22 protein-coding genes and 1 pseudogene are annotated in these 26,894 nt (G+C 63.8%); 9 read left to right on the top strand and 14 right to left on the bottom strand.

Going from position 1 to position 26,894, the window contains the following annotated elements; translation table 11 throughout:
• Positions 1 to 48: 48 nt before the first annotated feature.
• The 3 genes from OW521_RS19155 to mtrA are packed head-to-tail and all read right to left on the bottom strand — an operon-like array spanning position 49 to position 4,413.
• Positions 49 to 1,785: an LpqB family beta-propeller domain-containing protein gene (locus OW521_RS19155; RefSeq protein ID WP_268021142.1), complete on the bottom strand. Its 1,737-nt coding sequence runs from the start codon at positions 1,783 to 1,785 to the stop codon at positions 49 to 51.
• Positions 1,782 to 3,767 carry an MtrAB system histidine kinase MtrB gene (mtrB, locus tag OW521_RS19150; protein WP_442781179.1) on the bottom strand — a complete coding sequence of 662 codons (1,986 nt, stop codon included), beginning with the start codon at positions 3,765 to 3,767 and terminating at the stop codon, positions 1,782 to 1,784. Before mtrB ends, OW521_RS19155 begins: the two co-directional genes overlap by 4 nt.
• Positions 3,739 to 4,413, bottom strand: coding sequence for an MtrAB system response regulator MtrA (gene mtrA, locus OW521_RS19145; protein ID WP_184736948.1), 675 nt, complete (start codon positions 4,411 to 4,413; stop codon positions 3,739 to 3,741). Before mtrA ends, mtrB begins: the two co-directional genes overlap by 29 nt.
• A gap of 178 nt (positions 4,414 to 4,591) precedes the next feature.
• Here mtrA and OW521_RS19140 point away from each other — a divergent pair, with 178 nt between their 5' ends.
• From OW521_RS19140 to OW521_RS19115, 6 genes are read left to right on the top strand one after another with little or no spacing between them, the layout of a single operon-like run.
• Positions 4,592 to 5,857, top strand: coding sequence for a hypothetical protein (locus OW521_RS19140; protein ID WP_268021141.1), 1,266 nt, complete (start codon positions 4,592 to 4,594; stop codon positions 5,855 to 5,857).
• Entirely contained in the window at positions 5,818 to 6,540 is a 723-nt protein-coding gene (locus OW521_RS19135) for a DUF4129 domain-containing protein (RefSeq protein WP_268021140.1), read from the top strand. Before OW521_RS19140 ends, OW521_RS19135 begins: the two co-directional genes overlap by 40 nt.
• Entirely contained in the window at positions 6,537 to 7,778 is a 1,242-nt protein-coding gene (locus OW521_RS19130) for a DUF4350 domain-containing protein (protein ID WP_268021139.1), read from the top strand. Before OW521_RS19135 ends, OW521_RS19130 begins: the two co-directional genes overlap by 4 nt.
• The gene (locus OW521_RS19125) at positions 7,775 to 8,830 is read left to right on the top strand and encodes an AAA family ATPase (RefSeq protein ID WP_268021138.1); all 1,056 of its coding nucleotides are present in this window, start codon (positions 7,775 to 7,777) and stop codon (positions 8,828 to 8,830) included. Before OW521_RS19130 ends, OW521_RS19125 begins: the two co-directional genes overlap by 4 nt.
• 35 nt (positions 8,831 to 8,865) lie before the next feature.
• Positions 8,866 to 10,158, top strand: coding sequence for a DUF58 domain-containing protein (locus OW521_RS19120; protein WP_268021137.1), 1,293 nt, complete (start codon positions 8,866 to 8,868; stop codon positions 10,156 to 10,158).
• A 52-nt stretch (positions 10,159 to 10,210) separates the two neighbouring features.
• Positions 10,211 to 10,945, top strand: coding sequence for a DUF4166 domain-containing protein (locus OW521_RS19115; RefSeq protein WP_268021136.1), 735 nt, complete (start codon positions 10,211 to 10,213; stop codon positions 10,943 to 10,945).
• Positions 10,946 to 10,962: 17 nt separating this feature from the next.
• On the opposite strand, the gene OW521_RS19110 is transcribed toward OW521_RS19115, so the two are convergent.
• Positions 10,963 to 12,000 (bottom strand): hypothetical protein, encoded by a 1,038-nt coding sequence (locus tag OW521_RS19110; RefSeq protein WP_268021135.1) that lies wholly within the window; start codon positions 11,998 to 12,000, stop codon positions 10,963 to 10,965.
• Between the two features lie 4 nt (positions 12,001 to 12,004).
• A complete protein-coding gene (locus OW521_RS19105) occupies positions 12,005 to 12,391 on the bottom strand; it encodes a chorismate mutase (protein WP_265977108.1) in 387 nt (128 codons plus the stop codon).
• A 78-nt stretch (positions 12,392 to 12,469) separates the two neighbouring features.
• Here OW521_RS19105 and OW521_RS19100 point away from each other — a divergent pair, with 78 nt between their 5' ends.
• On the top strand, positions 12,470 to 13,129 hold the full coding sequence (locus OW521_RS19100) for an NADPH-dependent F420 reductase (RefSeq protein WP_268021134.1): 660 nt from the start codon (positions 12,470 to 12,472) through the stop codon (positions 13,127 to 13,129).
• A gap of 77 nt (positions 13,130 to 13,206) precedes the next feature.
• Here OW521_RS19100 and OW521_RS19095 read toward each other — a convergent pair whose 3' ends face one another.
• From OW521_RS19095 to mnmA, 6 genes and pseudogenes are all read right to left on the bottom strand, one after another.
• A complete protein-coding gene (locus OW521_RS19095; protein WP_268021133.1) occupies positions 13,207 to 14,931 on the bottom strand; it encodes an ABC transporter ATP-binding protein in 1,725 nt (574 codons plus the stop codon).
• Positions 14,928 to 15,962 carry an ABC transporter permease gene (locus OW521_RS19090; RefSeq protein ID WP_268021132.1) on the bottom strand — a complete coding sequence of 345 codons (1,035 nt, stop codon included), beginning with the start codon at positions 15,960 to 15,962 and terminating at the stop codon, positions 14,928 to 14,930. Before OW521_RS19090 ends, OW521_RS19095 begins: the two co-directional genes overlap by 4 nt.
• Position 15,963: 1 nt before the next feature.
• Positions 15,964 to 17,050, bottom strand: a pseudogene (locus OW521_RS19085) (ABC transporter permease).
• A gap of 114 nt (positions 17,051 to 17,164) precedes the next feature.
• Complete coding sequence (locus OW521_RS19080; RefSeq protein WP_268021131.1) at positions 17,165 to 18,793, bottom strand: ABC transporter substrate-binding protein; 1,629 nt, start codon at positions 18,791 to 18,793, stop codon at positions 17,165 to 17,167.
• Between the two features lie 202 nt (positions 18,794 to 18,995).
• Positions 18,996 to 20,621 carry a hypothetical protein gene (locus tag OW521_RS19075; protein ID WP_268021130.1) on the bottom strand — a complete coding sequence of 542 codons (1,626 nt, stop codon included), beginning with the start codon at positions 20,619 to 20,621 and terminating at the stop codon, positions 18,996 to 18,998.
• A 148-nt stretch (positions 20,622 to 20,769) separates the two neighbouring features.
• Complete coding sequence (gene mnmA / locus OW521_RS19070) at positions 20,770 to 21,891, bottom strand: tRNA 2-thiouridine(34) synthase MnmA (protein ID WP_268025981.1); 1,122 nt, start codon at positions 21,889 to 21,891, stop codon at positions 20,770 to 20,772.
• 226 nt (positions 21,892 to 22,117) lie between these two features.
• Between mnmA and OW521_RS19065 the strand changes: the two genes are divergently transcribed.
• Positions 22,118 to 23,356 (top strand): NAD(P)/FAD-dependent oxidoreductase, encoded by a 1,239-nt coding sequence (locus OW521_RS19065; RefSeq protein WP_268021129.1) that lies wholly within the window; start codon positions 22,118 to 22,120, stop codon positions 23,354 to 23,356.
• Here OW521_RS19065 and OW521_RS19060 read toward each other — a convergent pair.
• A complete protein-coding gene (locus OW521_RS19060) occupies positions 23,335 to 24,603 on the bottom strand; it encodes a cysteine desulfurase family protein (protein WP_268021128.1) in 1,269 nt (422 codons plus the stop codon). The genes OW521_RS19065 and OW521_RS19060 overlap by 22 nt on opposite strands.
• Before the next feature lie 68 nt (positions 24,604 to 24,671).
• Complete coding sequence (locus OW521_RS19055) at positions 24,672 to 25,337, bottom strand: helix-turn-helix transcriptional regulator (protein WP_268021127.1); 666 nt, start codon at positions 25,335 to 25,337, stop codon at positions 24,672 to 24,674.
• A gap of 89 nt (positions 25,338 to 25,426) precedes the next feature.
• Between OW521_RS19055 and OW521_RS19050 the strand changes: the two genes are divergently transcribed.
• Positions 25,427 to 25,846, top strand: a complete 420-nt coding sequence (locus tag OW521_RS19050) for a hypothetical protein (RefSeq protein WP_268021126.1) — start codon at positions 25,427 to 25,429, stop codon at positions 25,844 to 25,846.
• Between the two features lie 9 nt (positions 25,847 to 25,855).
• Here OW521_RS19050 and OW521_RS19045 read toward each other — a convergent pair whose 3' ends face one another.
• Positions 25,856 to 26,833 (bottom strand): diacylglycerol/lipid kinase family protein, encoded by a 978-nt coding sequence (locus OW521_RS19045; protein ID WP_268021125.1) that lies wholly within the window; start codon positions 26,831 to 26,833, stop codon positions 25,856 to 25,858.
• Positions 26,834 to 26,894: the final 61 nt, after the last annotated feature.

Below are 26,894 nucleotides of genomic sequence, written 5' to 3'. Positions count from 1 at the left end.
CAGGCTTTGTGGACACAGACTACGTGGAGAAGTTGACGACAGTGACGACTAGCCCGGGAAAGCCGGGTCCACCGGACCCTTGAGTTGCAGCTCCCAGCCATTGCCCACCCGCTGGAACACTCCGGCGGCCGACTGTCCAAATATCTGGTCGGGGCCGTTGCCGGCACTGATGGTGGTCAGGCTCGGCCACGCCGGCAACAGCTGCGGCTGGCTGGATGTCAGGGACAGCAGCTCGGGAACGACGTTTTGACTGGATGAGGCCTTCATCACGGCAACCGTCGTGGAATTGACCCAAACCCCTTGATCGGCGGGGGCTGAAGAAATCAAGGTAATCGGGGCGGTCAGATCCTTGGGGGTGCCGTCGGGATTGCGGACAATGCCGGTCACTTGCACGGATAACTTGGCATTCATTTCGGAGATGACCAGTGCGCGCGTCCCTTCGCGGGATATACGGAAATCCCTCACCACGCGTCCGGCCAGCCATCCGGGCGCCATGGTCACGGTGGGGACAGGCTGGCCTTGCGCAACGTTGGATGGTTTGAATGCCACGACCTCGGTGGCGCCGCTGGCTCCCGGCCCTGCCGTCCAGACCCAATCCTGCGGACTGAAGGAGGGGTGGCTCAAGGTGGTCCTGGTTGTCAACTGACGGGCGGGCTGGCCAGGAATGATCGAATAAAGGACGGTTCCAGCGTCGTTGAGGAAGGCCACCGCCTGGGATGTCGGGGACTCGGCGGGAGCCCTCGGGTCCAGTCCGGCCACCGGCTGCATGTCCGGGAGGGTCGAGATTCTGTTGTTCTCGTAGCGCACCAGTTCATTGTTGCTGACTGCGATCTGACGGGCAGGTGCATTCTTCTCCAGCACCGGCGGCAGGACCGAGCCATTGTCTTCCACCCGGACGAGATCCTGGTCAGCCCGGAGCTGCACGTTTACCACATCTGACTGGCTGCGGAACGTCAGCGCCAGCTGATTCTGCATGCGCTGCCTGTCTTCGGCAGAGGCGTCGACGAGTTCCTTCGCTGACAGGTCAACTTGGGCTGCTCCCGAAACGACGGGCACCGATTCCCTAGCCAGCTTCATGCCCGATGGGAAAGCGCTGACGACGGCGCCCCGCAGGTATGGCGCCGGGCCGGCAAGCAAGGCGCTGGTCATCGCCTTGACGGTGTTCTTCTTGATGAACCAGCGGATATCCGGAACCGCATACGTAAACGTAGGGTCGTAGAAATAGATGGGTTGGGCCGCATAGATGACTTTGAAGGTCTCTTCGGGGATCGCAGTACCATCAGGAACGGCCGAGATCCGCCACTCGCCGTCGACCTGTTCCAAAGTCACCGGAATTGTCTCGATGGTTCCTTCTGGAAACTGCGTGGCAACGCCGTCGGCGTCGACCGCGTAAGCGAGGTCGAGCTGGTACTTGAACTCATTTTCCACGCCGGTTTTGACGACTGTCGCCTTGCGGAAGACGAGCGTGCGTTTGTCGGACTTCCAGCTGACGGACAGCGACTGAGTAAGGTATTGGCGGGCCACCGCGTAGTCGCCTTCGTACCCGCTGCCGGCGCCGTAGAAGTCTTCAATGATTGACACCGGGCTGGCTCCGGTGTGTGGCGGCGGAGGGAAGAAGACGGGAGCGTTCGGGTTGCCCGCGCTTTCGTCCTTGCTCTTTCCCACGGGCCCGGACCGTGGGATTTGCGCGCAGGAACTGAGGACTACCACGAGGATCGCAAGAATGGCGGTTGTGGCCCTCAACAGATACCGGCGTCGGGGCAAGTGTGAGCGTCGGAAACTCATGGTGCGGTTCCCCCCGTTTTGTCGGTACCGGCCTTGCCGGCCGGAGGCAAGGCCGGAGGAAGCGCCACGGGCACCGCCGAAGGACCATTCGGCGTCGATCTTGTGGAACCCTGCTCCGGCGACGCCTCGCCCGCATCCAAGACGAGCATTTGGCGCTCGGGGGCGGCGCCGGGCAAATGGATATCCGCCGGTTCAAGCTGCAGCGGGGATTTCACAATGGCGCCTCCCTTTTTGAGGGGCAAGGTCAAGCGGAAGTTGGACCCGGATCCTTTGCGGCCCCAAGCCTGAAGCCAACCGTTGTGGAGCTTGGTGTCCTCCGCTGCGATGGAAAGTCCAAGGCCGCTGCCGCCGGTTGTCCGGGCACGCGCGGGATCGGCACGCCAGAAGCGATCGAACACCCGTGCGGCCTCGGCCGGACTCATCCCTATGCCGAAGTCACGCACTGAGACAGCGACCGCATCATGGTTGGCTGCGACAGAGATATTGACGGGTTTCCCCTCGCCATGTTCAACGGCGTTGAGGAGCAAGTTCCGAAGGATGCGATCGATCCGGCGGGAATCCATGTCGACGATGATGCGTTTGTGGCGGGAGTTGAGACGCACCTCCGAGCCGTACTCCGCGGCGACCGGTGAGGCACTGTCGATGACATGGGATACCACCTGGAGTATGTCCGTGGGCTCGGAGTCCAGGACAGCAGCACCGGCGTCGAAGCGCGAAATCTCCAGCAGGTCAGAGAGCAAGGATTGGAAGCGTTCCACTTGGTAGTAGAGGAGTTCGGCTGAGCGCTTGTTGATGGGGTCGAAGTCATCCCGCGCGTCGAACAGCACCTCTGCTGCCATCCGGACGGTCGTGAGAGGGGTCCGCAATTCATGCGACACATCGGAAACGAATCGCTGCTGCATCTGGGACAGGGTGGCCAACTGCGTAATTTGTTCCTGCAGGCTCGCGGCCATGTGGTTGAAGGAGGCACCCAGCCTCGCCACCTCATCTTCGCCCTTGACCACCATGCGCTCCTGCAACTGGCCGGCGGCCAGCTTTTCGGAGACGACGGCGGCGTGGCTCACCGGGCTCACCACGTTCCTGGTCACGTACCAGGCAATGCCGCCGATCATCAGGATGAGCGCAGCCCCACCCGCCCACAGGACATTCTGGATTTCGTCCAGCGTTTGTTGGGCGGTATCCAAGTCGTAGAGGAGATAGAGCTCGTAGACGGTGCCGTTGAAGGTGACTTTGTTTCCGACGGCGATGCCAGGGTGGTCTTGGTTGCCGACCGGGAACTCCGTGGAAGCCCAGTACTGGTCCTTGCCCGATTCCTGGACCGATTTGCGGAGCGCCAGGGGGATGACGCGCACCGTCAATTGATCCGACGCCCGCGATTCCACCCAGCGGTTGCGCGGCTTGGTTTGTTCGGGCATTGCTTCGAAGACGTATCGCCGCTGGATGACCGAACCGTTGCCCTCGACTGCCTTGAGGGTGTCGTAGACGAGCGTGATGACGCTTGATTGATCGTTGGCCTGTGAACCGTCGAAGGTGTCCTGGACCTGCTTGACGTAGTAGCGGCTCTCAGATTCGGCTTGCTTCAGACGCTCCTGGAACAGGTTGTTCGCTATTTGGTTTGAGAGGTACGCCCCGACCAGCGCAAACGAAACGACCGACAGCACGATCGTCACGGCAACGGTCCTGAATTCAAGCGAGCGGCGCCAACGGCGCAGCAGGGCGCGCCACAAATACCGGATTCCCGGACGAATGTGGCGAAGTCCGGTCACCACAAGCCGAGACACGCGGAGTGCCAGGATCAGGGCGCGGCGGGTCCAGATGCGAGTACGATCCAGGATCCAAGGGAGGTTTAGTGCCCGGGCGTCGGTGTGTTCCGGGACAGGATGTCCTGCAACGGGGTGTTTGACCTCTGCCGATGCCGCTTCTTGGTCAGTGCCGGGCTCACCGGAGGAAGACTCAGGAGCCTGCTTTATATCCGACACCACGAACCGTCAATACAACTTCGGGGGCTTCCGGATCACGTTCGATCTTGGACCGCAGCCGCTGGACATGGACGTTGACCAGCCTGGTGTCGGCGGCGTGGCGGTAGCCCCACACCTGCTCAAGGAGCAGTTCGCGGGTGAAGACCTGCCAAGGCTTGCGCGCCAGGGCAACCAACAGGTCGAATTCCAAGGGTGTCAGCGAAATCCGCTCTCCGCCGCGCGTCACCAAGTGGCCCGCGACGTCGATGGTGACATCTGCAATCCGCAGGGTCTCCGGTGCTTTCTGGTCTCCCGGGCGCAGTCGGGCGCGGACCCGTGCCACGAGTTCGGCCGGTTTGAAGGGCTTTGGCACGTAGTCGTCGGCACCCGATTCAAGGCCGCGGACAACATCGGAGGTATCCGATTTGGCGGTGAGCATGACAATGGGAACGTCGGACTCCCCACGAATCTGCCGGCACACTTCGATGCCATCGGAACCGGGCAGCATCAGGTCAAGCAGCACCAGGTCCGGCTTTGAAGAACGGAAAACTTCGAGCGCTTGCCCTCCGTCCGCGCAAAACACCGGGTCGAAGCCGTCGTTCCGCAGCACGATGCCGATCATTTCAGCCAGCGCTTCGTCGTCGTCTACTACCAGGATGCGTGCCTTCATAGTTATATATTCCCTTATCGCCCAGCCTTTGTCGTGTTGAGCCGGATCACGGCATGGCGTGCTGCAAAAGGCGGGCGGATTGGGCTATGAGGCACGACGGCGGAACTATAGGCTGGAGCGAACGGTCCCTTTCCGGGTCCGTGCACCGCTGCGGGCCGCATCTTTTGGGGAGGAAAACGTGTCACAGCCAGATCCGGGCGACCGGCCTGAACAGGAACCGCGGTCGCAGTGGGGCGCCCAGCCACAATGGGGCGCGCCACCGCACGGTGCCCAGCCGCAATGGGGCGCCCAGCCACAATGGGGCGCGCCACAGTATCCGGGGCAATCGTGGGGCGCGCCGGTTGATCCCCGCTGGCCAGCCGGCGGTCCGCCGCCTTATGGCCAGCCCCGCTATGTCGCTCCCCCGAAACCCGGGATCGTGCCCCTCCGGCCGCTGATGTTCGGCGAGATCATGGACGGCGCTTTCCAGACCATCCGCCGGAACGCCAAAACCATGTTCGGTTCCGCACTCATTGTCCAGGCAATCATCGGCGCATTGAGCGGGGTGGCCGCGCTGGGGATGCTCGGGATCGCACAACCTCCCGTCGGCGGATTCACGAGCCAGTCCGAAGCGATGCGGTATCTTGGCCCGATCCTTGGCGCCTTTGCCGGGGCCATGGGTATCTCATTGCTCGCCATGGGACTCGCCGCCATCCTCCAAGGCGTCATGGCCATACCCGTCGCCAGGTCTGCGCTGAACCGCCCCACCGGGTTCAAGCAAATGTGGTCGCTGGCCCGCTCACGCATCTGGCCCCTCGTGGGCCTCGCTGCCCTCCTGCTGGCCGGATCATTGCTGTTCTTCGTGGTCCTGTTCTTGCTGGCCGCCCTCATCCTGACTGGCATGGGACCTGCCGGGCTGCTTCTGGTCCTTCCCCTGGGACTTGGCGCCGTCGTCGTATCTACCTGGGTCTACACCAAGCTGATGGTGGCCCCGGCCGCCGTCACCATAGAAGAAGTCGGCGTCTTCGCCGGTCTTCGTCGCTCGTGGACCCTTACGTCGAGGAATTGGTGGCGGATCTTTGGCATCACGTTGCTTGTTGGCTTCATGGTGGGAGTCATCGCGCAGGTCATCCAGATTCCCGTGAGCTTGGCATCCGGCGGATTGACGGCCGTCTTTTCGCCTCATCCGAGCGCCGGACAAGTGACCACGACAACGGTGGTCCTGTTGGTGGTTTCTGCGGTCGTAGGGGCTCTCGTAGGTGCGGTTGGCTTCGCGTTCCAAACTTCCGTATCCGCGCTGATCTACATGGACTTGCGGATGCGACGTGACGGCCTGGATGTGGAGCTCCTGCGGCTTTTGGAGACCGGAGAAGATCCCGACGGCGTTCCCGGCCGCAGCATGGCCCGTCACACCGGCACTCAATCATGGCCGCCAATGACCGGCCAGGGTTCGCCAACAGGATGATCCCGGCATCCGCGCCTTTTGCCTATCTTTTCGTTGCCTCCGAACCTCCCGTTGACCCGGACCGCGAGGAGGCCCAACGATGGGCGGTTGAGGAACTCTCCAAGCCGCGATACACGTCGGCCAAGCCCAGCTGGATCGATGAGATGTGGAACCAGTTCGTCGAATGGCTCCGTTCCCTGAACGGCGGTTCCATCAGCGGGCCGAACATCGGCATGCTCCTTATTGGAGTGTTGGCGGTAGTCCTCATCGTGGTTGCCGTGATCGTGGTCAGGCCACGGCTCAACGCCCGCCGGAAGGAATCTGCGGAGGTTTTCGACGACGGGTCGTCGGTGAATGCCGAGGTTTTCCGCGCGCGGGCGTCTGCCGCAACAGGCCGTGGAGACTGGCAGACGGCCGTTGTCGAGCAGTTCCGCGCGGTGGTTCGCTCGGCTGAGGACCGCGCAATCATTGATACCCAAGCCGGCCGGACCGCGGACGAGGCGGCTGTCCAATTAGGGCGCGCGTTCGCAACCGCCGGTTCGCGGCTTGAGCAGGCGGCCAGACTCTTCGATGGGGTGAAATACGGCAAGGCAGCGACCACCCCTTCCGATCACGCTGCCGTCCTGGCACTGGACACAGAATTGTCGGCGACGAAACCTGATTTCGCCGGTCCGGCAGGCAACGGTTTGGCGGTGCCGCGATGACTTCAGCTCCCGGCAAGACCAAAGAACGTGGCACCCCTGACCGAGCGCCGGGCGGAACACACGGTCAGGACAGGGCCCAGGACGGCCAGAGGCTTCGGTGGACCTCCCGGCTGCTTGCCTGGTTGAGACGCCATATCGCCTGGATCATCATCGGAGCGATCGTCGCGGTGCTTGGCATCCTCACCGTGGCCCAAAATTCCGCCAACACGGACAAGGCACCCATGTCTGCCCGCAATCCGGCCCCTGACGGGGCCATGGCAGCCGCCGAAGTCCTCCGACAGCACGGAGTAACGGTCACGGAATCCACTTCCTTCGCCTCCACAGCCTCGTTCCTGGCAGGGAAACCCGGCGCCACCGTCCTGCTGTACGACCGCAACGGCTATCTCGACTCTGCCCAATTGCACATGTTGCTGAAATCAGCCGGTCGCGTAGTGGTGGTGTCTCCCGGTCCCCGGACCCTGACCGGACTGGGCAGCGGGATCCGTCACGCCGGCGTGGTTCCTAGCGGCACGGCAACATTGGACGCAGGATGTCGCCAAGCGGATCCACTCGTCGCAGGCCGTGTCTCCGGCAAGAACGGGTTCCTTTACAAGGGAGCCGACGCGATGTGCTACAGCCCAGGCACCGGCGACGGCGGGATGTACGCCGCCAGCGCGGACGGACGGCTGGTGGTTCTCGGCAGCGCGGCCATGATCAGCAACGATCTGCTGCAGGAAGAAGGCAACGCCGCATTGGCCTTCCGTACCCTTGGACCTGCCCCGGATCTCGTCTGGTATCTCCCCGGGCTCGGAGACGTACCCACCGCCGGCAGGCCGGCTACGCTCAATGAATTGGCGCCTCCGTGGGTGGGCTTCCTGGGCCTGTGGCTGATGGTCGTCGCCCTGCTCGCCGTGCTGTGGCGCGGCCGGCGGCTCGGTCCGCTCGTGTTCGAACCGTTACCGGTGGTGGTCAAAGCCGCAGAAACGGCCGAAGGCCGCGCCCGGTTGTACCAGGACTCGCGGGCGGTCGGCCGGGCAGCCGACAATCTACGGGCCGGCGCCCTGACCAGGCTTGCCAGGCACTTCCGGCTGGGCCCCGAGGTGGGCGCAGCTGCCGTCATTGACGCGGTGGCCCGAAAGGTGGATCGTCCGGCACAGGAGCTCCGGATGCTGCTTGACCACCAGCCCGGCACCGAATCCGAACTGGTCCGATGGGCACAAAGCATCGAAAAACTCGAGCAGGAGGCGACAGCCCAATGAGCAATCAAGCAAACAGCTTCACCGACGGGAACTCCGGCTACTCAGGGGGGCCGGCATCACAGGGACCGCCGGCGCAGCAGCCGGTCCGGCACTCTGTGGAGTCCGATCCCGCCCGCAAAGCCCTGCTGGACGTCCGTCACGAAGTAGGCAAGGCCGTCGTCGGGCAGGATGCAACGGTGACAGGCATGCTCATCGCGTTGCTCTGCGGCGGTCACGTCCTGCTGGAAGGCGTACCCGGGGTCGCCAAGACCCTGCTCGTGCGTGCCTTGTCCACCGCGCTCAGCCTGGATACGAAGCGAGTCCAGTTCACGCCGGACCTCATGCCAGGCGATGTCACCGGCTCCCTCGTCTACGATTCGCACACCTCGGAATTCACCTTCCGCGAAGGACCCGTCTTCACCAACATCATGCTGGCGGACGAAATCAACCGAACGCCTCCCAAGACCCAGGCCTCGCTGCTGGAGGCCATGGAGGAACGCCAGGTATCCGTGGACGGACTTTCCCGTCCCTTACCATCGCCGTTCATTGTTGCCGCGACGCAGAACCCGGTGGAGTACGAGGGCACCTATCCCCTGCCGGAAGCCCAGTTGGACCGCTTCCTCCTCAAGCTCTCCATGCCCTTGCCGGGACGCGCCGAGGAAATCGAAGTGATCCGGAGGCACTCGGAGGGTTTTGATCCGCGCAACTTGCTGGCGGCCGGAGTCAGGCCGGTGGCGGGCGCCGTCGAACTCCAAAACGCCCGCGATGCCGTGGCCGGTGTGACGGTGGCCCCCGAGATCCTCGGCTACATTGTGGACGTCGTCCGGGCGACGCGCGCCGCTCCGTCGTTCCAGTTGGGAGTTTCCCCTCGTGGCGCCACTGCATTGCTGAACACCTCGCGTGCCTGGGCATGGTTGTCCGGACGCAACTTCGTCACCCCCGACGACGTCAAGGCACTGTCCCTGCCATGTCTGCGGCACCGCGTCGGGCTTCGCCCTGAAGCGCAGATGGACGGCGTCCACGTGGATGATGTCCTGGGCAGCATCCTTGCTTCTGTCCCCGTTCCGCGCTGATGGTGCCGCGCCTTAAGCCTCTCCGGGGGTGCTGAATGGCTATCACAGGCCGCTTTGTGCTGCTGGTATTCGCCGCGTTGGCTCCCTTGTTGCTGTTCCCCGCCTGGGGTACGGTACTCCTCATTGCGGCCGGGCTTTTGGCCCTGATGTTGTCCGACATCCTGTTGGCCGCGTCCCCTGCCAAGGTTTCCCTGCGGCGCCAGGATCCGGGCAATGTCACCCTCCACTCGGAGGCGGAATCTGTACTGACGCTGGAGAACGGCAACCGCCGGACCTTCCGAGGGCTGGTGCGTGACGCTTGGCAACCCTCCGCCGGGACCATAGCCCCTGTCCAGCGCGTCGAGATCCCGGCTGGTGAGCGGCGGCGAATGTCAGTCCGGCTCAGGCCCACACGGCGTGGCGACCTGACGGCACCGCATGTCACGCTCCGTTCGATTGGCCCCCTCGGGTTGGCAGCGAGGCAACGAACTGTGATTCTCCCCGGCCACCTGCGCGTTCTGCCGCCTTTTCACTCCAAGCGGCACCTACCCTCAAAGCTGCGGAAACTGCGGGAACTCGACGGCAAGGCTGCAGTCCAGATCCGTGGAGCCGGCACCGAGTTCGATTCCCTCCGGGACTACGTCCGGGGCGATGACGTGCGCTCCATCGACTGGCGGGCGACCGCGCGGCGCACCGCCGTCGTCGTCAGGACTTGGCGCCCCGAACGGGACAGACGCGTCGTGATCATGCTCGATACCTCGCGCACGGCGGCAGCACGCATCGACGACGAGCCCCGCCTGGACACCGGGATGGAAGCCGCCCTCCTGCTCGCGGTGCTGGCCGAGCGCGGCGGAGACCGCGTGGACTTCTTCGCGTTCGATCGACGCGTCCGCGGGCGCGTGGACTCGGCAGCCAAGGGCAATCTCCTCGGCTCCTTGGTCCAGGCCATGGCGACGCTCGAGGCCGAACTGATCGAGATGGATTGGGCGCAGATCCCGGCCCAAGTGCGGGCCGTTTCCGCGCACCGTTCCCTGGTTGTGCTGTTGACCTCGCTCGACGCCGGGGCCCCCGAGGAAGGACTCATTCCCTTGGTGGCGCAATTGGTGAGGCAGCACGTCGTGCTGGTTGCATCGGTCCGCGACCCCCTGCTGGGGCGAATGAAGGAGGAACGCACGACGGCGAGCCAGGTCTTCCGTGCCTCGGCCGCCGAGCGGGCCCTCCTTGACCGCGAGGCAGTCAGCGCCCAACTGCGCCAGCTTGGTGCAGAAGTAGTCGACGCCGAACCTCTTGAACTAGCGCCACGCCTGGCCGATGCGTACATTCGGCTGAAGGCTGCGGGCCGTCTGTAGCGCAGCCCGGCACTGAGCTGTCAAACCAACACCCACAACCGAGGAAACCACCATGAGCACACCTATCTACGAGTTGGCGCTGGGCAGCAAGTTCCGGCAGTTGCAGCCTGAACTCCAGGACTACTTCTCGCTTGCGCCGGGGTCCGGATCATACGGAATCGGCGAGGGAGTGTTCGATGTGGTCGGCTGCCGGCAGAAATGGCTCCGGCCGCTCTTGGCCGCGGTTGCCGGGGAACAGGCCTTCTTCCCGGAGTACGGCGAGCGCATTCCGTTCCGCATCGAAAACCACGCACACCTTGATCCGTTCGGACGGTCCAGCCTCACGGCGCGGCGTGAAATCTTCTTTCCCGGGCGTACCCGCCTGTTCCATGACACCACGGTCGCGGAAACCGGCAACGACGGCGGCACCCGGCTCATCGACTACCTGGGCCGCTACCGCCGACTGGCCACGGCGCTGGATTTGGATGTCACACCTGAGGGGCGGCTTCGCGGGGTCTCGGGCGCGTCGCGTTTGTTCCTGGGTCCCCTGAGGCTGGCCTTGCCGGCTGCCATCGATGCGAAGGCCTACGCAGAGCAGTGGTGGGATGCGGCGGAAGACAAACATCGGATCCAGGTGAAGGTGCTCCAAAAACACATCGGCCTGGTCCTTGTTTACGCGGGCTCCTTTGATTACCGATTGGCGCCCTCGCTGCCGAGGACGGATGGCGCGGCAGCCTCGCGGACCGCCACCGCCGCCGTCGGGCTCCCCCGGTACGCCGAGCCGAACCGCTGGGAACGGCGGGTCTAAAAGAAGTTGGGAAGGGGCTAGCCGAGGGCGAGCTGGTTCAATCCGTCGGCAAGCTGGGTCAAGCGGGTCAGGACCTCCTTGGCTACGGACGGCGAGTACCCGGCCAGTCCGTCCGACGGTGTGACACGCACGGCCCCCAAGCTCGACGCCGGTAGGCCGAGTTGGCGCCAAGGCCGCCAGACGGTGTCCACCACCTCGGCGGTGCGTGGCAAGGTTGCCCGCGGATTGTCAGTGGCCAGAGCGCCGGCCCAGAAACGCTTGCCGTCCTCTACCGCCGTCGCAATCTGTTCCCATTGGCGCGTGGTGAGCGCCTTGAGCGGAAGGGCGACGCCGTCGGCTCCGGCGGCCAGAATCTGCTGGATGGGTGCCTCGATCTCCGGAACGGAGACTACTGTCTCGGCCACTCCAGCTGCCCGCAGAGCGTCAATCACCAACCGCCAGGCGCCCGTGACCTCTTCGCCAGGGATGGACCGCAGGGTACGGTAGCCGCTCGCGGTGGGAATGGTACCTGCCAACACAGAAGCAATGTCCGGCTCGTCGAGTTGGACCACCACTTCGGCTCCCGGCACTGCGGCTCGGACCCTCGTTATGTGTTCGGCGATGCCGGCCGCCAAGGATTCCGCAATGTCCCTGCGGGCACCGTAGTCAAGAAGGGCACGCTCCCCGTTGTGCAGGTAAAGGCCCGCTGCGAGGCTCATGGGACCGCGCAGCTGAACCTTCAGTGCCTGCGCCGAAGATTCTTCGGAGCCGGCAATGTCGGCCAGGACGTTGATGTCGGTGGCAAGCGCGGACCTTGCACGCCGCAGGTCTTTCCCTGGGCGGTCAACCAGGCGCCAGCCGTGGGGCTGCACGTCGATGGCCAGCTCAACCAGCAAGGAAGCAGTCCGGCCAAGGGGATCGGATCCAACGCCACGGTCCGGGAGCTCAGCCAGGAACGGCAGGTGCGGATTGCCCAGTTCGCCACGGATGATACGTGCGGCCTCTGCGGGATCAGTCCCGGGCCAAGGACCCAGGGCCGTCGCCGTGACCTGGTTCTGCGCGGTTTCTGCGGGCATGTGTTCAGGCCTGCGCGATGGATGCCTGGTGGTCTTCGGCGATTGCCTCGTGGTGCCGGATGACCTCGCTGATGATGAAATTCAGGAACTTCTCGGCGAATGCAGGATCAAGGTGCGCTTCCTCGGCGAGCCTGCGCAACCGTGCGATCTGAGCGGATTCGCGGCCCGGATCCCCTGCCGGTAGCTTGTGGGTCGCCTTGAGGACTCCAACTTTCTGGGTGGCCTTGAAGCGTTCCGCGAGGAGGAAGACGAGGGTGGCATCAATGTTGTCGATGCTGGACCGGATGGAGAGCAGCTCGTCCATGACGGACTTGTCCACACGGCCGGCAAGGGAGCTGGCCGCAGGATCAAAGGAATCGGCGTCGGGAAGGGCATGGTTCTGCTCGGTCATTCCTCCAGTCTATGGTGTGCTGGCCGCGCCTCGAGAGGCAGAATGGGCATGTCCGCGCCGAAGAAAAGGAGAGCACGCATGAAAATCGCAGTTCTTGGCACCGGAAGGGTGGGGCATGCATTGGCCAGCAAACTGGTGGCGGTTGGCCATGAGGTCATGATGGGTTCCCGGGAAGCGGGCAATCCCAAAGGAACGGAATGGGCGGCGCAGGCGGGTCCGGCAGCTAGCTCGGGTTCCTTCGCCCAGGCGGCGGCCATGGCCGAGATTGTGGTCAACGCAACCCCCGGCACGGTCTCACTCGCGGCGTTGAGTGAGGCCGGGGCTGCGAACCTGGCAGGCAAGGTCCTGGTTGACGTGTCCAATCCCCTGGACTCTTCCGCCGGATTCCCGCCGTCGCTCTCCGTCTGCAATACCGACAGCATTGCCGAAACCATCCAGCGTTCCTTTCCCGAGGCTCGTGTTGTCAAGGCCCTCAACACCTTGGAGGCTCCGCTGATGGTTGATCCGCGCAGGCTCGCCGACGGCGCCCATGACGTCTTCGTGGCGGGGAACGACGACGACGCGAAAGCCGCCGTCGTCGCGCTCCTGGGGGAGTTCGGCTGGCTCCCGGAACGCATCCACGACCTTGGCGGGCTCGACGCCGCCCGTGGCCTGGAAATGTGGATGCCGCTGTGGCTCCGGATCTTCATGCGCCAGCCGAAAGGCAAGATGTTCAACATCGCGGTGGTCTCTGAGTAGGCAGCACGAAAAAGACCGGCACAGACGAAAGACCCGCCTTTCACAAGAAAGGCGGGTCTTGCCGTCAGGGGAGGGGGCTAGCTTCCGAGTAGCTCGGTGCCCAGAAGCTCGCGGTTGTCTTCCCGGCGTCGGGCCTGCTCATCAGGATCCGGCACCGGCAGCGAGGCGATGAGCCTGCGTGTGTAGTCATGCCGCGGACTGCCCATGATCTGGCTTCCGATTCCTTGCTCCACCAGCTTGCCCTTGAACAACACGCCCACCCAATGGGAGAGCATGTCCACCACTGCGAGGTCGTGGCTGATGAACAGCGCGGCGAAACCGAACTCTTCCTGGATGTCCTTGAACAGTTCCAGGACCTTTGCCTGTACGGAAACGTCCAGCGCCGAGGTTGGCTCGTCGGCGATCAAAAGGCGCGGATTAAGCGCGAGGGAACGCGCCAGTGACGCACGCTGGCGCTGCCCGCCGGAGAGCTCGTGCGGGAAGCGTTCGGCGTACGACGCCGGCAGTTGCACCGATTCGAGCAACTGGGCCACCCGCAGGCGTGTTTGGGCGGGGCTCGGGTGGGTGTGGATGAGCAGCGGTTCCGCTACGCACTCGCCGATGGTCAGTTGCGGGTTGAACGAGGCTGCCGGGTCCTGGAAAACGAAGCCGATGTCCTTGCGAAGGGGCTTGAACGTGTGTTCCTTGAAGTCCAGCATTTCGTAACCGAGTACCTTGAGGCTGCCACCGGTGATCCGGTTGAGGCCGGCGATGGCCCGTCCGATAGTGGACTTGCCCGAACCTGACTCGCCTACCAAGCCGAAGACCTCGTTCTCGGAGACCGTAAAGCTGACGTTGTCCACAGCTTTGAACCCGGGTTTGCCGAGGCGGCCCGGGTACTCGATGGTGAGGTTCTTGGCTTCAACGAGGACTTTCCCACCTTGGTGCAGACGTTGGGTGGCCCCTTCGGATGCTGAGTTGCGGCCGAGGTGCGGCACGGCGGCCAACAGCTTCTTGGTGTAATCCTGCTTGGGCTCGGCGAAGAGAACCTTGGCAGTGGCTTCTTCGACGACGTCACCTTGATACATGACCACCACGCGGTCGGCGAGGTCTGCCACTACACCCATATTGTGCGTAATGAGCACGATCGAGGTGCCGTATTTGTCCCGTAGATCCCGGAGCAACTGGAGGATCTCGGCCTGGACAGTGACGTCAAGTGCCGTCGTCGGCTCATCCGCCACGATCAAACCCGGGTTCAAGGCGAGCGCAGCCGCGATGACCACCCGTTGCTTCTGTCCTCCGGAAAGCTGGTGGGGATAGTAGTTGACACGGGTTTCGGGATCGGGGATGCCCACCTTCCGCAGTGCTTCCGTGGCCCGCTTCTTGGCTTCCCTGGCCGAGATCCGGTGCCCGTCCGTGGCATGGGCCCGGATGCCCTCGGCGATCTGCCAGCCGACTGTGAACACGGGGTTCAGTGCCGTGGAAGGTTCCTGGAAGACCATGGCCACGTCCCGGCCACGGATCTTGCGGAGCTTGGACGCGCTGACGCTGATCACGTTGTTGCCATTGATCAGCACCGCGCCCGAGCTGATGGCTGTCTCCGGGAGCAGACCAAGAATGGTCTTGGCGGTGACAGTCTTGCCGGAGCCGGACTCCCCTACGATCGCCAGCACTTCTCCGGCCTTGACCTCAAGGCTGACGTCCTTGACGGCGTAGACATCGCCGCTGTCCGTGGCAAACGTTACTTTGAGCCGTTCGATGTCCAGGACGGGCCGTCCCGGTTCCTGCGGCTGGTCCGAGATGTTGCCGATATTGGTGGTCATGCCTTACCTGCTTCTGATTCAGGAGCAGAAAGGGCTCCTGTGTTCTTGCCGTCGGTTCCTGCCGTCGCTTTGGAGCGGGAGGCCTTGCCTCCGGCCCGCTTGCGTCCACGTAGGCGGGGATCGTTGAGGTCGTTGATACTCTCGCCGACCAAGGTCAAACCGAGCACCGTGAGGACGATCGCGATGCCGGGGAAGACGCCGGTCCACCAAATGCCGGAAGATGCGTCTGCCATGGCCTTGTTAAGGTCGAAGCCCCATTCGGCGGCGGAGGACGGTTCGATGCCGAATCCAAGGAAGCCAAGGCCTGCCAAGGTCAGGATGGCTTCAGAGGCGTTCAGCGTGAACATCAGCGGAAGTGTCCGGGTGGCGTTCTTGAAGATGTGGCGGGTGATGATCCGCAGGCTGGAAGCACCCAGGACCATCGCCGATTCCACGAAAGGCTCGGCCTTGAGCCTGATGGTCTCGGCCCGGATCACCCGGAAATATTGCGGCACGAACACCACAGTGATCGAGAAGGCGCAGGCGAGGATGCCGCCCCAGAAGCTCGATTGCCCGCGGCTGATGACGATGGACATGACGATCGCCAGGAGGAGGGAAGGAAACGCGTAGATGGCATCGGCGATGACCACGAGGACCCGGTCCAGCCAGCCGCCAAAGTAACCGCTGAGAAGGCCCAGCGCCACTCCGAGGAAGATGGACATCGCCACGGCGACGACGATCACGGTCACGGCGGTCTGTGAACCCCAGAGGACCCGCGAAAGGACGTCATAGCCGCCGACTGTCGTACCGAGCAGGTGCTTGCTGTTGGGGGCCTGCTGCGTGGGAAACGAGCCGGAAGCATCACTTAGCTGGGCGTAGCCGTAAGGCGCTATGAACGGAGCCAGCACCGTGCAGATCAGGAAGAATCCGGTCAGCACGAGCCCGGTGATGAGCATCCCACGCTGCAGGCCAACGCTCTTGTTGAGGTGGGAAATGACGGGGAGTCCGGTCAGGAAGGACTTCTTCCGCCCGGAAATTGTTGCAGTGCTCATTTCAGTACCTCACTCGCGGGTCGATCAGCGCGGCGACAACGTCCACGACGAAGTTGGTGATGGCCACGATGACGGCCAACAGCACCACAATGCCCTGGACTGCTACGAAGTCTCTCGCATTCAGGTACTGGACCAACTGGTAGCCGAGCCCCTTCCATTCAAAGGTGGTCTCGGTCAGGACAGCACCGCCCAACATGAGGGCGATCTGCAGGCCCATGACGGTGATGATGGGGATCAGCGCCGGCTTGTAGGCATGCTTGGTGACGAGCCGGAACTCGCTGACGCCGCGTGAACGGCCGGCCTCAACGTAGTCCTTGCCCAGCGTGCCGATGACATTTGTCCGGACGAGGCGCAGGAAGACGCCTGCGGTCAGGAGGCCCAAAGCAAGGGCTGGAAGCACTGCGTGGGAGACGATGTCGCCCAGCGCGCTAAAGTTCCCGCTGCGCAATGCGTCCAGCCAGTAAATGCCGGTTGGAGCCGCGAGTTGACCCATGGTCAGCTCGGTGCGGGTGGAGACACGCCCGGCCACTGGCAGCCAGCCGAGCCACACGGAGAACGTCAGCTTCAGCAAGAGCCCCGAGAAGAAGACCGGGGTGGCATAGCAAAGGATGGCAAAGCAACGGAGGAAGGCGTCTGCGGCCTTGTCGCGACGCTGAGCGGCGATCAGGCCCAGCGGGATACCGACCGCGAGTGCCACGATCAACGCGTTGATCGACAGCTCGAGGGTGGCTGCGCCGAACGTCGACAGCATTTCGACGACCGGCCGCCGGTCCGTGATGGTGGTGCCGAAGTTGCCGGTGACCAATTGGCCCAGGTATTCGAAGTACTGGATGATGATCGGCCGGTCGTAACCGGCGTCGTGGATTCGCTGTGCCAGGACGTCGGGGAAGCCGACCACCCTGCGCTGCAGTGATGGGGTCACCGATGACCCGCATGAGGAAGAAAACCAGCGTTACAAGGATGAAGATCGTGGGAATGATCAGGAAAAACCTGACCACGATGTACCGGCCCAGACCCCCGCCCGCTGATTTGCTCTTGGGAGCGACCGCGTCCGGTTCGACGTCGGGCACCTCTATAAGTGTTGTCATTGCTACCTAAAGTTCATTGCCCGCGGATCGCGCGGGGTTTTGCTCATATGTGAGGCAATCAGCAGTAAGGGGAGGCAAAGCGCCTGTTGGCACCCGCCTCCCCCGACCGGCTGCTTACTTTGAAACGGTTCCCAATCGGAACTTGAAGGATGCGTCAAGCGTCTTGTCGACGCCGTTCACGCCCTTCGCCGAGATGGCAACTTGTGCACCCTGGAGCAGCGGCAAAGTGGAAATGTCCTTCGCCAATGCGTTCTGGGCGTCCTTGATGGCCGACTCGCGGGCCGACTTGTCCGTGGCGGTCAGCTGCTTGTTGATCAGAGCCGTCACGGCCGGGTTGTCGTAGTGGTTCTTCAGGAAGCCGCCCTTCGGGAAGAAGGGGGTGAGGTAGTTGTCGGCGTCGCTGAAGTCCGGGAACCAACCGAACTGGAACAGCGGGTACTCGTCGGCGCGGCTGGCCTTGCTGTAGGTAACCCATTCGGTGGACTGCAGGTTGACCTTGAAGAGACCCGACTTCTCAAGCTGGTCCTTGATCATGGCGTACTCGTCGCCTGAGGACTTGCCATAGTGGTCCGGGTTGTACTGCAGGTTCAGGGTGACAACATCCTTGACGCCGGCGTCGGAGAGGACCTTCTTGGCCTTGTCCAGGCTCGGCTTTCCGTTGTCGCCGTATGCGTCCTTGAACGACTCGTTGGCGCCCAGGAAACCGCTGGGAACATTGGAGTACAGCGGCAGGTATGTGCCCTTGTAGACCTGATCGGCGATTGCCTGGCGGTCAACGAGGTTGGCGATCGACTGGCGGACGGCGAGTGCCTTGGCCGGGTCCGCCCCCGCTGCCTTGGCGCCGAAGGGCATGGTGTTGAAGTTGAACGTGATGTAGCGGATTTCGCCGCCCGGTCCAACGTTTACCTTGACCTTGGAGTCCTTCTTGAGGTCATCGACATCGGTGGCGCTGAGGCTTCGGTTAGCAACGTCGATGTTGCCCTGCTGGATGTCCAGCTTCATGTTGGTCGGCTCGGCGTAGTACTTGATGGTCGCGGCGTCATTGGCCGGCTTGCCCAGGACACCCTTGTAGTCCGGGTAGGCCTTGAGGCTGATGAGCTCGTTCTTCTTGTAGCTGTCGATCGTGTACTGGCCGTAGAACGCCTTGGCCTTGATGATGTCGTCATCGGAGAGCAGCTTGTCCGCCGGGAAGACTTGGTGGTCCACAATCGGCGCGGCCGGGCTGCTGAGGATCTGTGCAAACGTCTGGTCGTTGGCGAGCTTCAGCTTGAAAACCGCGGTGTTGGCGTCGGGGGTGGAGACACTGTCCAGGTTTTCGAGGAGGGACGCCGGACCTGCGGGGTCGTTGATCTTGACCTGGCGGTCGAACGAAAACTTGACGTCGGTGGAGTCCAGCGTGTGACCGTTGGCCCACTTGAGTCCGGACTTCAGCTTGACGGTGAACTCGGTGGGCGACGTGAACGACGCCGATTCCGCCAGGTCCGGGACAGGCTCGGCGCTCCCGGGCTTCGAGTTAAGGAGGAAGGAATAAACCTGGTTCATCACCATGAAGGAACCGTTGTCGTAAGAACCAGCGGGATCGAGCGCGGTCACTTTATCGGTGGTGCCGTAGGCGATCGGGCCGCTGGCAGCTGAAGAAGCCGAACCGCCGCCGCCGGACGGGCCCGTGCAGGCCGTCAAAGCGAATGCGGAGATGCCCGCGAACGCGATAACGCTGCGCAGGGCTTTTTTGTTCATTGCCATCAGTGAACTTTCTGTTCGATGGATACGGCGTACCGCCGTCGGTAATTTCCTCGGAGCACATACTCCTGATTCCACGATTCAATCAGAAGCATTCCTGGTGAAACGTTTGATTCTGTGAGTTGAGACACAAAATTTACTTTTCTGTGGTCGCGTCGTCGGCTATATCGATCACCATGCGCAGGAACGCCTGATGCCCGAAGGGCTATTCACCGGTCCTGTGGAACTTGTCCTTGACTCCGCTCGAGGCCTCTTCTTCGGCCGCGCGCTGTTCGTCCGAGACGAACAACGCGGCCTGCCGCTCACGGGACATCACCGGTTTCAGCGCCGCGTAGACGAGGCGGCCACCGGCGTCGAACCTCAAGACTCCGCCCCCGCGGATGTCCACATAGTCGCGCTTGGTCTTCAGGCCAAGACGCACATAGGCCTCTTTTCGGCTCATGCGCACCGTCTGGATGAAGGACGCTCCGATCTCTGAGACGACGAAACCGTCCGGGGTGACCCGCTCGGAAGTCCGCACTCGCGTGGAACTAAGGGGAGTTCGGCGCTCCAGACGGGCGGCATCGAGCAGCCGGGGGTTTTCCCAGACAAAGCGCTGGACCTCTTGGGGATCCGAGCCCAGTGCCGTGAGCCGAATGGGGTACCGCAGCCCCCTGTAGTTGTCCACCCCGGAAATATTGGACAGCGAGACGCGATGGATTCCGATCCCGGAGAATTCGGATTGGAGGGCCTCCCGGTAGCCGTGCGCGTCCTCTGGAACCATGTCCAGGTCCGATGCCATGACTCCCCGCAACAGGTCGTGCCAGGAGACGTCCACGGGAGGCATGTAGGCCAGCCCCCGGATGAGCATGCGCAGGACCCTGGTGCCCACGACGGATCCGGACTCGGCATTCTGCTGCAGGCTCTGCCCTTCACCGAAGCGGAGGTTCCGTTCGACCCAGAGTCTATGGACCGCGCGCAACACGGCCCCGACGACGACGGCGCCACGCTTGTGCGGCTCCGTCAGCTCCTGCCAGTGGTCGGGGACCGCACCGACGAACGGCTCACGCAGCGGGCCACGGGCATAGAGATCCCGGGCAAAGTCGAAGATGGACCGCATCAAGACGGTCTCGTCCATTTCCTTTCCGGCCTCCAATCCGCCGGCCGCGGCCTTGAGCTGGCGGTACACCACGTCCCGCGAAGAAAACACGGAAAGGACGGCAACAAGGTCCGCTAGTGCTTCATGCAAGGCGATTTGTTCCGCCGTGGCCATCGCATCACCCCATGCGGGCCGGAATCCATCGAGGATTGCGTGCGTAACCTCGTGCGCCACGATGTCCCGGAACAACGCCGTCGGAACCTTGTAGCCCATGCGGTCGATGGACCCGAACCGGATGATGTTGGTGTCCCGCTGGTAGCCGGTGTCCGTGGCGGTCACAAGGTCGCGGGCCTTCAACACGAGCCGACCCTCCGGATTCCACGGCATGCGCCGGCCCAGGGTCGATTCGAACAGGTCAAGGGTCGCCGAAGCCACGCCATAGACGTGCTGGGCCAGGAACCTCGAATCGTCAAGGAGTGCCCGCAAGTCCGCGGGCGGATCCTCGGAGACGAGGCGCCACGGATCCCCTGGCGCCGTGAGAGTAATAGGCACCACGCTGGTGCCGCGCCATTTCCTGATGTGCACGGCAAGCCGGTGTCCCGTGGGACCGCGTCGCAATCGCTCCACGGGGATACGCAGCCGGGCGATCAGCGGACCGTCACCGCCCCTGCTGATCGGGCCTTCAGCAAGAACGGCCACCTCGACCATTTGCCCGGCCTTGATGTCCCCCGGGGCCCTCTTTTGAAATGCCACAGCCATCGCCGTCCCGAATGCGGAACCCCAACCACCGCAGCGGAAACGCTGCTTAGCCAAGTATGGAGCGGCCCTCCACTGGAGGCAATGGCGCAGACCCGCTTAGAGCGGTCCACCAGACACCCTTAGGGCGCTGCCGCAGACATCCTTAAAGCGCCGCGCGCTGGAGGGACCGGGCGGCGTCGATGGTTGCCTGGCCCAGGACGCGCGTGCCTTGATACAACACGATGGTCTGCCCGGGGGCCACTCCGCGCAGCGGATCGATAAGTGTCACCACGAGGCCTTCGCGCTCGACGCCGGCGTCGTCGACATTCCGCTCTACAAACGCCTTGGCCGGAACGGGGTCGCCATGGGCCCGCACCTGGGCATAGCAGTCGAACTCGGCTCCAGTGGCTACCTCGGCGATGGGCAGTCCGGCCCAGGAAACCTTGATTCCGCGGATCTCGTCGATGGCGAGCAAGGCTTCGGGCCCGACGACAACCTTGTTTTCCTTGGGCCGGATTTCCAGCACGAAGCGTGGCTTGCCATCGGCGGCAGGAGTGCCCAGCTTGAGCCCGCGGCGTTGGCCAACCGTGAACGCGTTGGCGCCTGGGTGCTCCCCTACCTTGGTCCCGGCCTCGTCCACGATGTCGCCTGTGGTCATGTCGATCTTTTCGGCAAGCCAACCCGCGGTGTCGCCATCGGGGATGAAGCAGATGTCATGACTGTCCGGCTTGTTCGCCACGGACAGGCCGCGGCGCTCGGCCTCCGCACGGACCTCGGCCTTGGAGGCGGTCTCGGCCAGCGGGAACATGGAGTGCTTGAGCTGTTCGTGGGTCAGGACGCCGAGAACGTAGCTCTGGTCCTTGGCCCAATCGGCCGCGCGGTGGAGCTCGGGATTGCCGCCTTCATCCTGGATGACCTTGGCGTAGTGCCCCGTGCAGACCGCATCGAAGCCCAGGGCGATGGCCTTTTCCAGCAAGGCCGCGAACTTGATCCGCTCGTTGCAACGCATGCAGGGATTGGGAGTGCGACCCGCGGCATATTCGTCGATGAAGTCCTGAACGACGTCTTCCTTGAAGCGCTCCGAGAAGTCCCAAACGTAATAAGGGATCCCCAGCACATCGCAAGCGCGCCAAGCGTCACGGGAGTCTTCGATCGTGCAGCAGCCGCGGCTGCCGGTACGCAGCGTTCCGGGCATGCGTGACAGCGCCAAGTGGACGCCGACGACGTCGTGCCCCGCCTCGACGGCGCGGGCGGCGGCAACGGCGGAGTCGACTCCGCCGCTCATGGCTGCAAGAACTCGCATGCTGGCTTTCTGTTGGTGTTGGGGAGAAGAATTGCGGCTGAAAAGAGTAAGCGCGCCCGACTATTCTAGCGCCCCGCCGGAATGCCCCCCAAAATGCCTTGACCGCGATCACGGACACTTCTAAAGTCAAAACTATCAGTTTTAGATGTTCGACTGCGTGGACCGTCCGCATCCACCGAACCTCCACCCCCCCGCGAATCGAGTCACCATGGACACTGAACACATCGTCATCGCCGGCGGCGGGCTGGCCGGAGCCACCGCCGCCAAAACCCTGCGCTCGGAAGGATTCCAAGGCAGGATCACGGTGGTTTGCGCCGAGGATGAGCAGCCCTATCTGCGTCCTCCGCTTTCCAAGGAGTTTCTCTTGGGCAAGGTAGAAGAGGACGCCGTCCCGGTGCTGGCGGCCGGCTGGTACCAGGAGAACGGCGTCGAACTCCTCCTCGGCGAGGAGGCCATTGCCGCCGATCCTGCCACCCACACCGTGCAGCTGGATTCAGGGACGCAACTCGAGTTCAGCCGGCTCCTCATTGCCACGGGAGCGCAACCGCGGCACATCCCCCTCCCCGGTTCGGAACTGGCCGGCGTCACGACGTTCCGGACTTTCAACGATTCACGCAAACTCAAGGAAGGGCTGTCAGCCGGCGGAAGGAACGTGGTGATGGTCGGCTCCGGCTGGATCGGCATGGAGCTTGCCGCGGCCGCCAGCAGCTACGGCAACGCGGTGACCCTGCTGGGACTGGAGGACGTGCCGCTGAGCCTGGCCATCGGACCCGAGCTGGGTGGCTTCTTCCGAAGCCTGCACGAAAAGCACGGCGTGGAGTTCCGGCTCCCCGCGAGCGCGGCGGAGATCACGGGACGTGACGGCAAGGCACAGGCCGTTGTCACCAACTCCGGCGAGGTCCTTCCTGCCGAGCTGGTGGTGGTGGCCGTCGGCGTCGTTCCGGACACCGCCCTGGCCGAAGCCATGGGACTGGAAATTCGGAATGGAATCGTGGTCGATTCTTCGCTCCGGACAAGCAGTCCCGATGTCTTTGCGGCGGGAGATGTTGCCAACGCCCTCCACCCCTTCACGGGCGAGCACCACCGCAGCGAGCACTGGTCCAACGCCCTCAACGGCGGCAAGGTCGCGGCCAAAGCGATGCTGGGACAGGACGCGATGCTGGACGTCGTCCCGTATTTCTACACGGACCAGTTCGACGTCTCGATGGAGTACTGGGGATATTCAACGGTGGCGGCGGGTTCGGCGCCCGTTATCCGCGGCTCGTTGGAGGAGAACAGCTTCATTGCCTTCTGGCTGCGGGACGGTGCCGTGGTGGCAGGCATGAGCGTCAACCAGCAACGGGTTCAGAAGCCCATCAAGGCATTGATCACCCGGCGGATCCGCGTGGACGTGAATCGCCTGGTTGACCCTGCGGTGCCGTTGGATCAGTTGTTGCCGGAGGCCTGACCTCCTGCGGGGCGCCTGGCAGAGTCGCCGCCGTAGCTGCGGGCCACCGTCGCCGCGGTCTGGATACTGGACTCATGTCCGGCCATTCCGGCGAGCTTCGCCCGGGCGTACGCGCCGGGCAGCGCGTTGAGCAACGAGTCGACGTCGGCATCGTTCGAGGAATGCCCTAGGCTGAATCGCTGTGCGCCCCGCGCGGTGTCCTCATCCAGCCCCATGGCTAGCAAGACGTGCGAGGGCCTGGGGACGCCTGCGGTACAGGCGGATCCCGTGGATGACTCAATACCCGCGAGGTCCAGCAGGAACAGCAAGGAATCGCCCTCACAGCCCGGGAAGGTGAAGTGCGCGTTGCCCGGAAGCCGGGCGTCTCCAGGCGCTCCGCGCAACACTGCCTCGGGAATGGCCGCCTGGACTCCGCCAATGATCCGATCCCGCAAGGCACTGATTCGCTCGCGCTCCGCAGGCAGGTTCCGGGCAGCCGACTCCGCCGCCGCCGCGAACGCCGCGATCGACGCCGTATCCAGTGTTCCCGAGCGGACGTCACGTTCCTGCCCTCCCCCGTGCTGGACGGGCGTGACCTTGGTGGACCGCCCCAGGAAGAGGGCACCCACGCCCACTGGGCCGCCGATTTTGTGGCTTGACACCGACATCGCGGCGAGCCCCGATTCGCGGAAATTAAGGGGAATCGAGCCGAAAGCCTGGACCGCGTCCGAGTGCACGGGAATGCTGTGACTTGCAGCGAGTTCCACGATCTCCTTGACGGGCTGGATACTCCCGACCTCATTGTTTGCCCACATGACGGTTACCAAGGCCACCGATCCCGGATCGCGTTCGATCTCTGTCCGGACGGCGTCGAGCCGCACCATGCCTTGGGAATCGACAGGGAGCCAGACTGCTTCGGCTCCTTCGTGCCGTTCAAGCCACTCGACGGTGTCCTGCACGGCATGGTGCTCGACGGCGGAGCAAAGGATCCGCTTGCGGCGGCCGTCTTCGTCGTGGCGGGCCCAGTACAGGCCCTTGACTGCGAGGTTGTCGGCCTCGGTGCCTCCGGAGGTGAAGATGAGTTCGGAAGGATGCGCCCCGGCAGCGGCGGCAATGGCCTCGCGCGCTTCTTCCACCGCGCGCCGGGCACGGCGCCCCGAAGAGTGCAGCGACGAGGGGTTTCCAGTCCGCGCTAGCTCGCGCGTCATCGCACTGAGGGCGACGGCTGCGATGGGCGTGGTGGCGGCATGGTCCAGATAAACAGGCACTACCCAAGTCTATCGACGGAGCGGGATTCAGGCTTTGCCACGGGAAGGCGGCTGTTCAATATGCCCCCTCAAACCGCCGGGCGGATCCTGGCGCAGCAATGGCCTTCGCGGCTGTCTTCGGCGATCCGGTCTTCCGCGATTCCGCAGGCGGCGGCCGCCCCGGTGAGGAAGGCGCCGTTCATGGCACAGACGACGTTTGTGTGACCTTGGGCCAGGCGATGGAACGGGCAATTGGCCAAGGAGTAACCGCCGTCGTCGTCAGCTTCCGGGCGATAGCCGTGGCTCATGAGAACGTCCAGGAATTGCGGCTCGGCGCTTCCTGCCTCGCGGCCCCGCGAATAAGCAGTTTCGAGGAGTACTTCGCGGGGGGACCCTCCCTCGGCCATCAGGTCCTGGATGGCCGAGGCCATCACTTCCCCGGCGAGGTCATAGTGGCGCTCCGGAACCGAGGCGCCGATCTCGTCGATGACCGGGGCGTAGAGCTTCGCAGGGCGCCCGGAACCAGGCCCAACCTTGCCACCCAGTTTGCGGAATTCAACGCTCAGGAGCCCGTCCCGGACCAGCCGGTCCAGGTGGAAGGAGGCGGTGCTCCGGGGAAGTCCGAGAGCCATCGCAGCGTCGTCGCGGCTCACCGCGCGGGTAGCACCGCAGACGTGTTCAAACAAGCGGCGGCGGTTGCCGTCGTCGAGCGATGCGAGAGCCGAGAGCCGACGCAGCCAGGGAAGTCCGGTCATGGATCCAGCTTAACTCTAAAAACAACACTCATTGCTTAATCCCTCTAAATTTCTAAAATCAAGCTATCCACTTTTAGAAAGAAGGCATCATGAAAACTGCACCATCCTCGGCTCAAGTGAAGACCGGATCACTCATGTCCATGGATCCCCAGCGGCAGGCATTCCTGCTCCTTAGGACCGTGTTCACCGTGGCGCCGATCATTTTCGGCCTGGACAAGTTCACCAACCTGCTCACCCACTGGACGACCTACCTGGCCCCAGTGGCCACCACCGTGGTGCCGATCCCTGCCCAAACGTTCATGTACATCGTGGGCGTCGTAGAGATCGTGGCCGGTATTGCGGTGGCGGTCCGCCCGCGCTTTGGCTCGCTCCTGGTAGCCGTATGGCTTCTGGGAATCATCGTGAACCTGCTGGTGCTCGGAAACTTCTTCGACGTCGCACTCCGCGACTTCGGGCTGCTGGTGGCCGCACTCGCGCTCAACCGCCTGGCCGTAGCCTCGCGTCGCTGAACGGCCTGCTCAGGCCAACACCCGCAGTGCGCCCGGAACCACGTCGATGTCCAAGGGAAGGAGGCCGATCCGCTCACCGTCGGCGTAGGCCACCACGTTTTCGGCCGCAAGGCGCACTGAGCGGACTCGGCGGATTTCCACGGCCGGATGCGAGGTATGGCGGCCGGAGAAGACCTTCGGGAAGACCGCAAGGAAGGCCGGCCGGGACAGAGGCTTGACGATAAACAGGTCCAGCAACCCGTCGTCGGGCGCGGCATCCGGGACGATGCGCATCCCACCGCCGATCGACTGGCCGTTGGCCACCGAAATCAGCATGGCACCCTCCCGCGATGTCACGCCGTCGGCCGTCACGGTGTAATTGATGGCCCGGAACGAACCCAACTCCCGGAGCATCGCCAGAGTGTAGCGAAAAGCGCCACGCGGCCACCGCCAGGAGTTGGCCCGTTCGTTGACGGCGGCGTCGAAGCCAGCGGACACAGCCCCGGCAAACCACGTGGTCCGTCCGCCGGCGGTGATGCGGCCTGCATCGAGTACCCGGCCACCCCCGGCGAGCGCCGAGATCACGCGGGCGCACGATCCCGCAACATCCTGCAAAGGCAGCCCAAGCATCCGGGCAACGTCGTTTCCGGTGCCCACGGGAACGATCCCGAGCGGCAGCCCGGTCCCAGCGAGTGAGTTGACCCCCAAATGGACCATGCCGTCGCCGCCCACCACCACCAAGGCATCAGTGCCCGCGTGAAGGGCGTCGCCCACTGCTCCCTGCAGAGCCTCCATGCTGTTGCGCCGAAGTACGACGACGTCGAGGCCGGCGGCGCGGAGGCAGCGCTCGGCTTCGTCCCCGGCAAGGGAGTGCCGGCCAAATGCTGCAGCGGGATTGACCGCCAGGACGATCCTTCGGCGGGCAGCGTCACGCTTCCGCTCAGGGCCTGTGCCTGGTGGGTCAAGGGGACTATTGGCGCCGGCCGGGGAGTTCACAGCATGAATCATGCCACCGCCACAGGCGGGATCCCGGGAACTAAAGCCCGGGCCGCCGTCGTTCTCATGGATG

It is taken from the genome of Arthrobacter sp. MMS18-M83 (assembly GCF_026683955.1).
In the GTDB taxonomy this organism is placed as follows: Bacteria; Actinomycetota; Actinomycetes; order Actinomycetales; family Micrococcaceae; genus Arthrobacter.
This window is presented reverse-complemented; position numbering and strand designations above follow the sequence as displayed.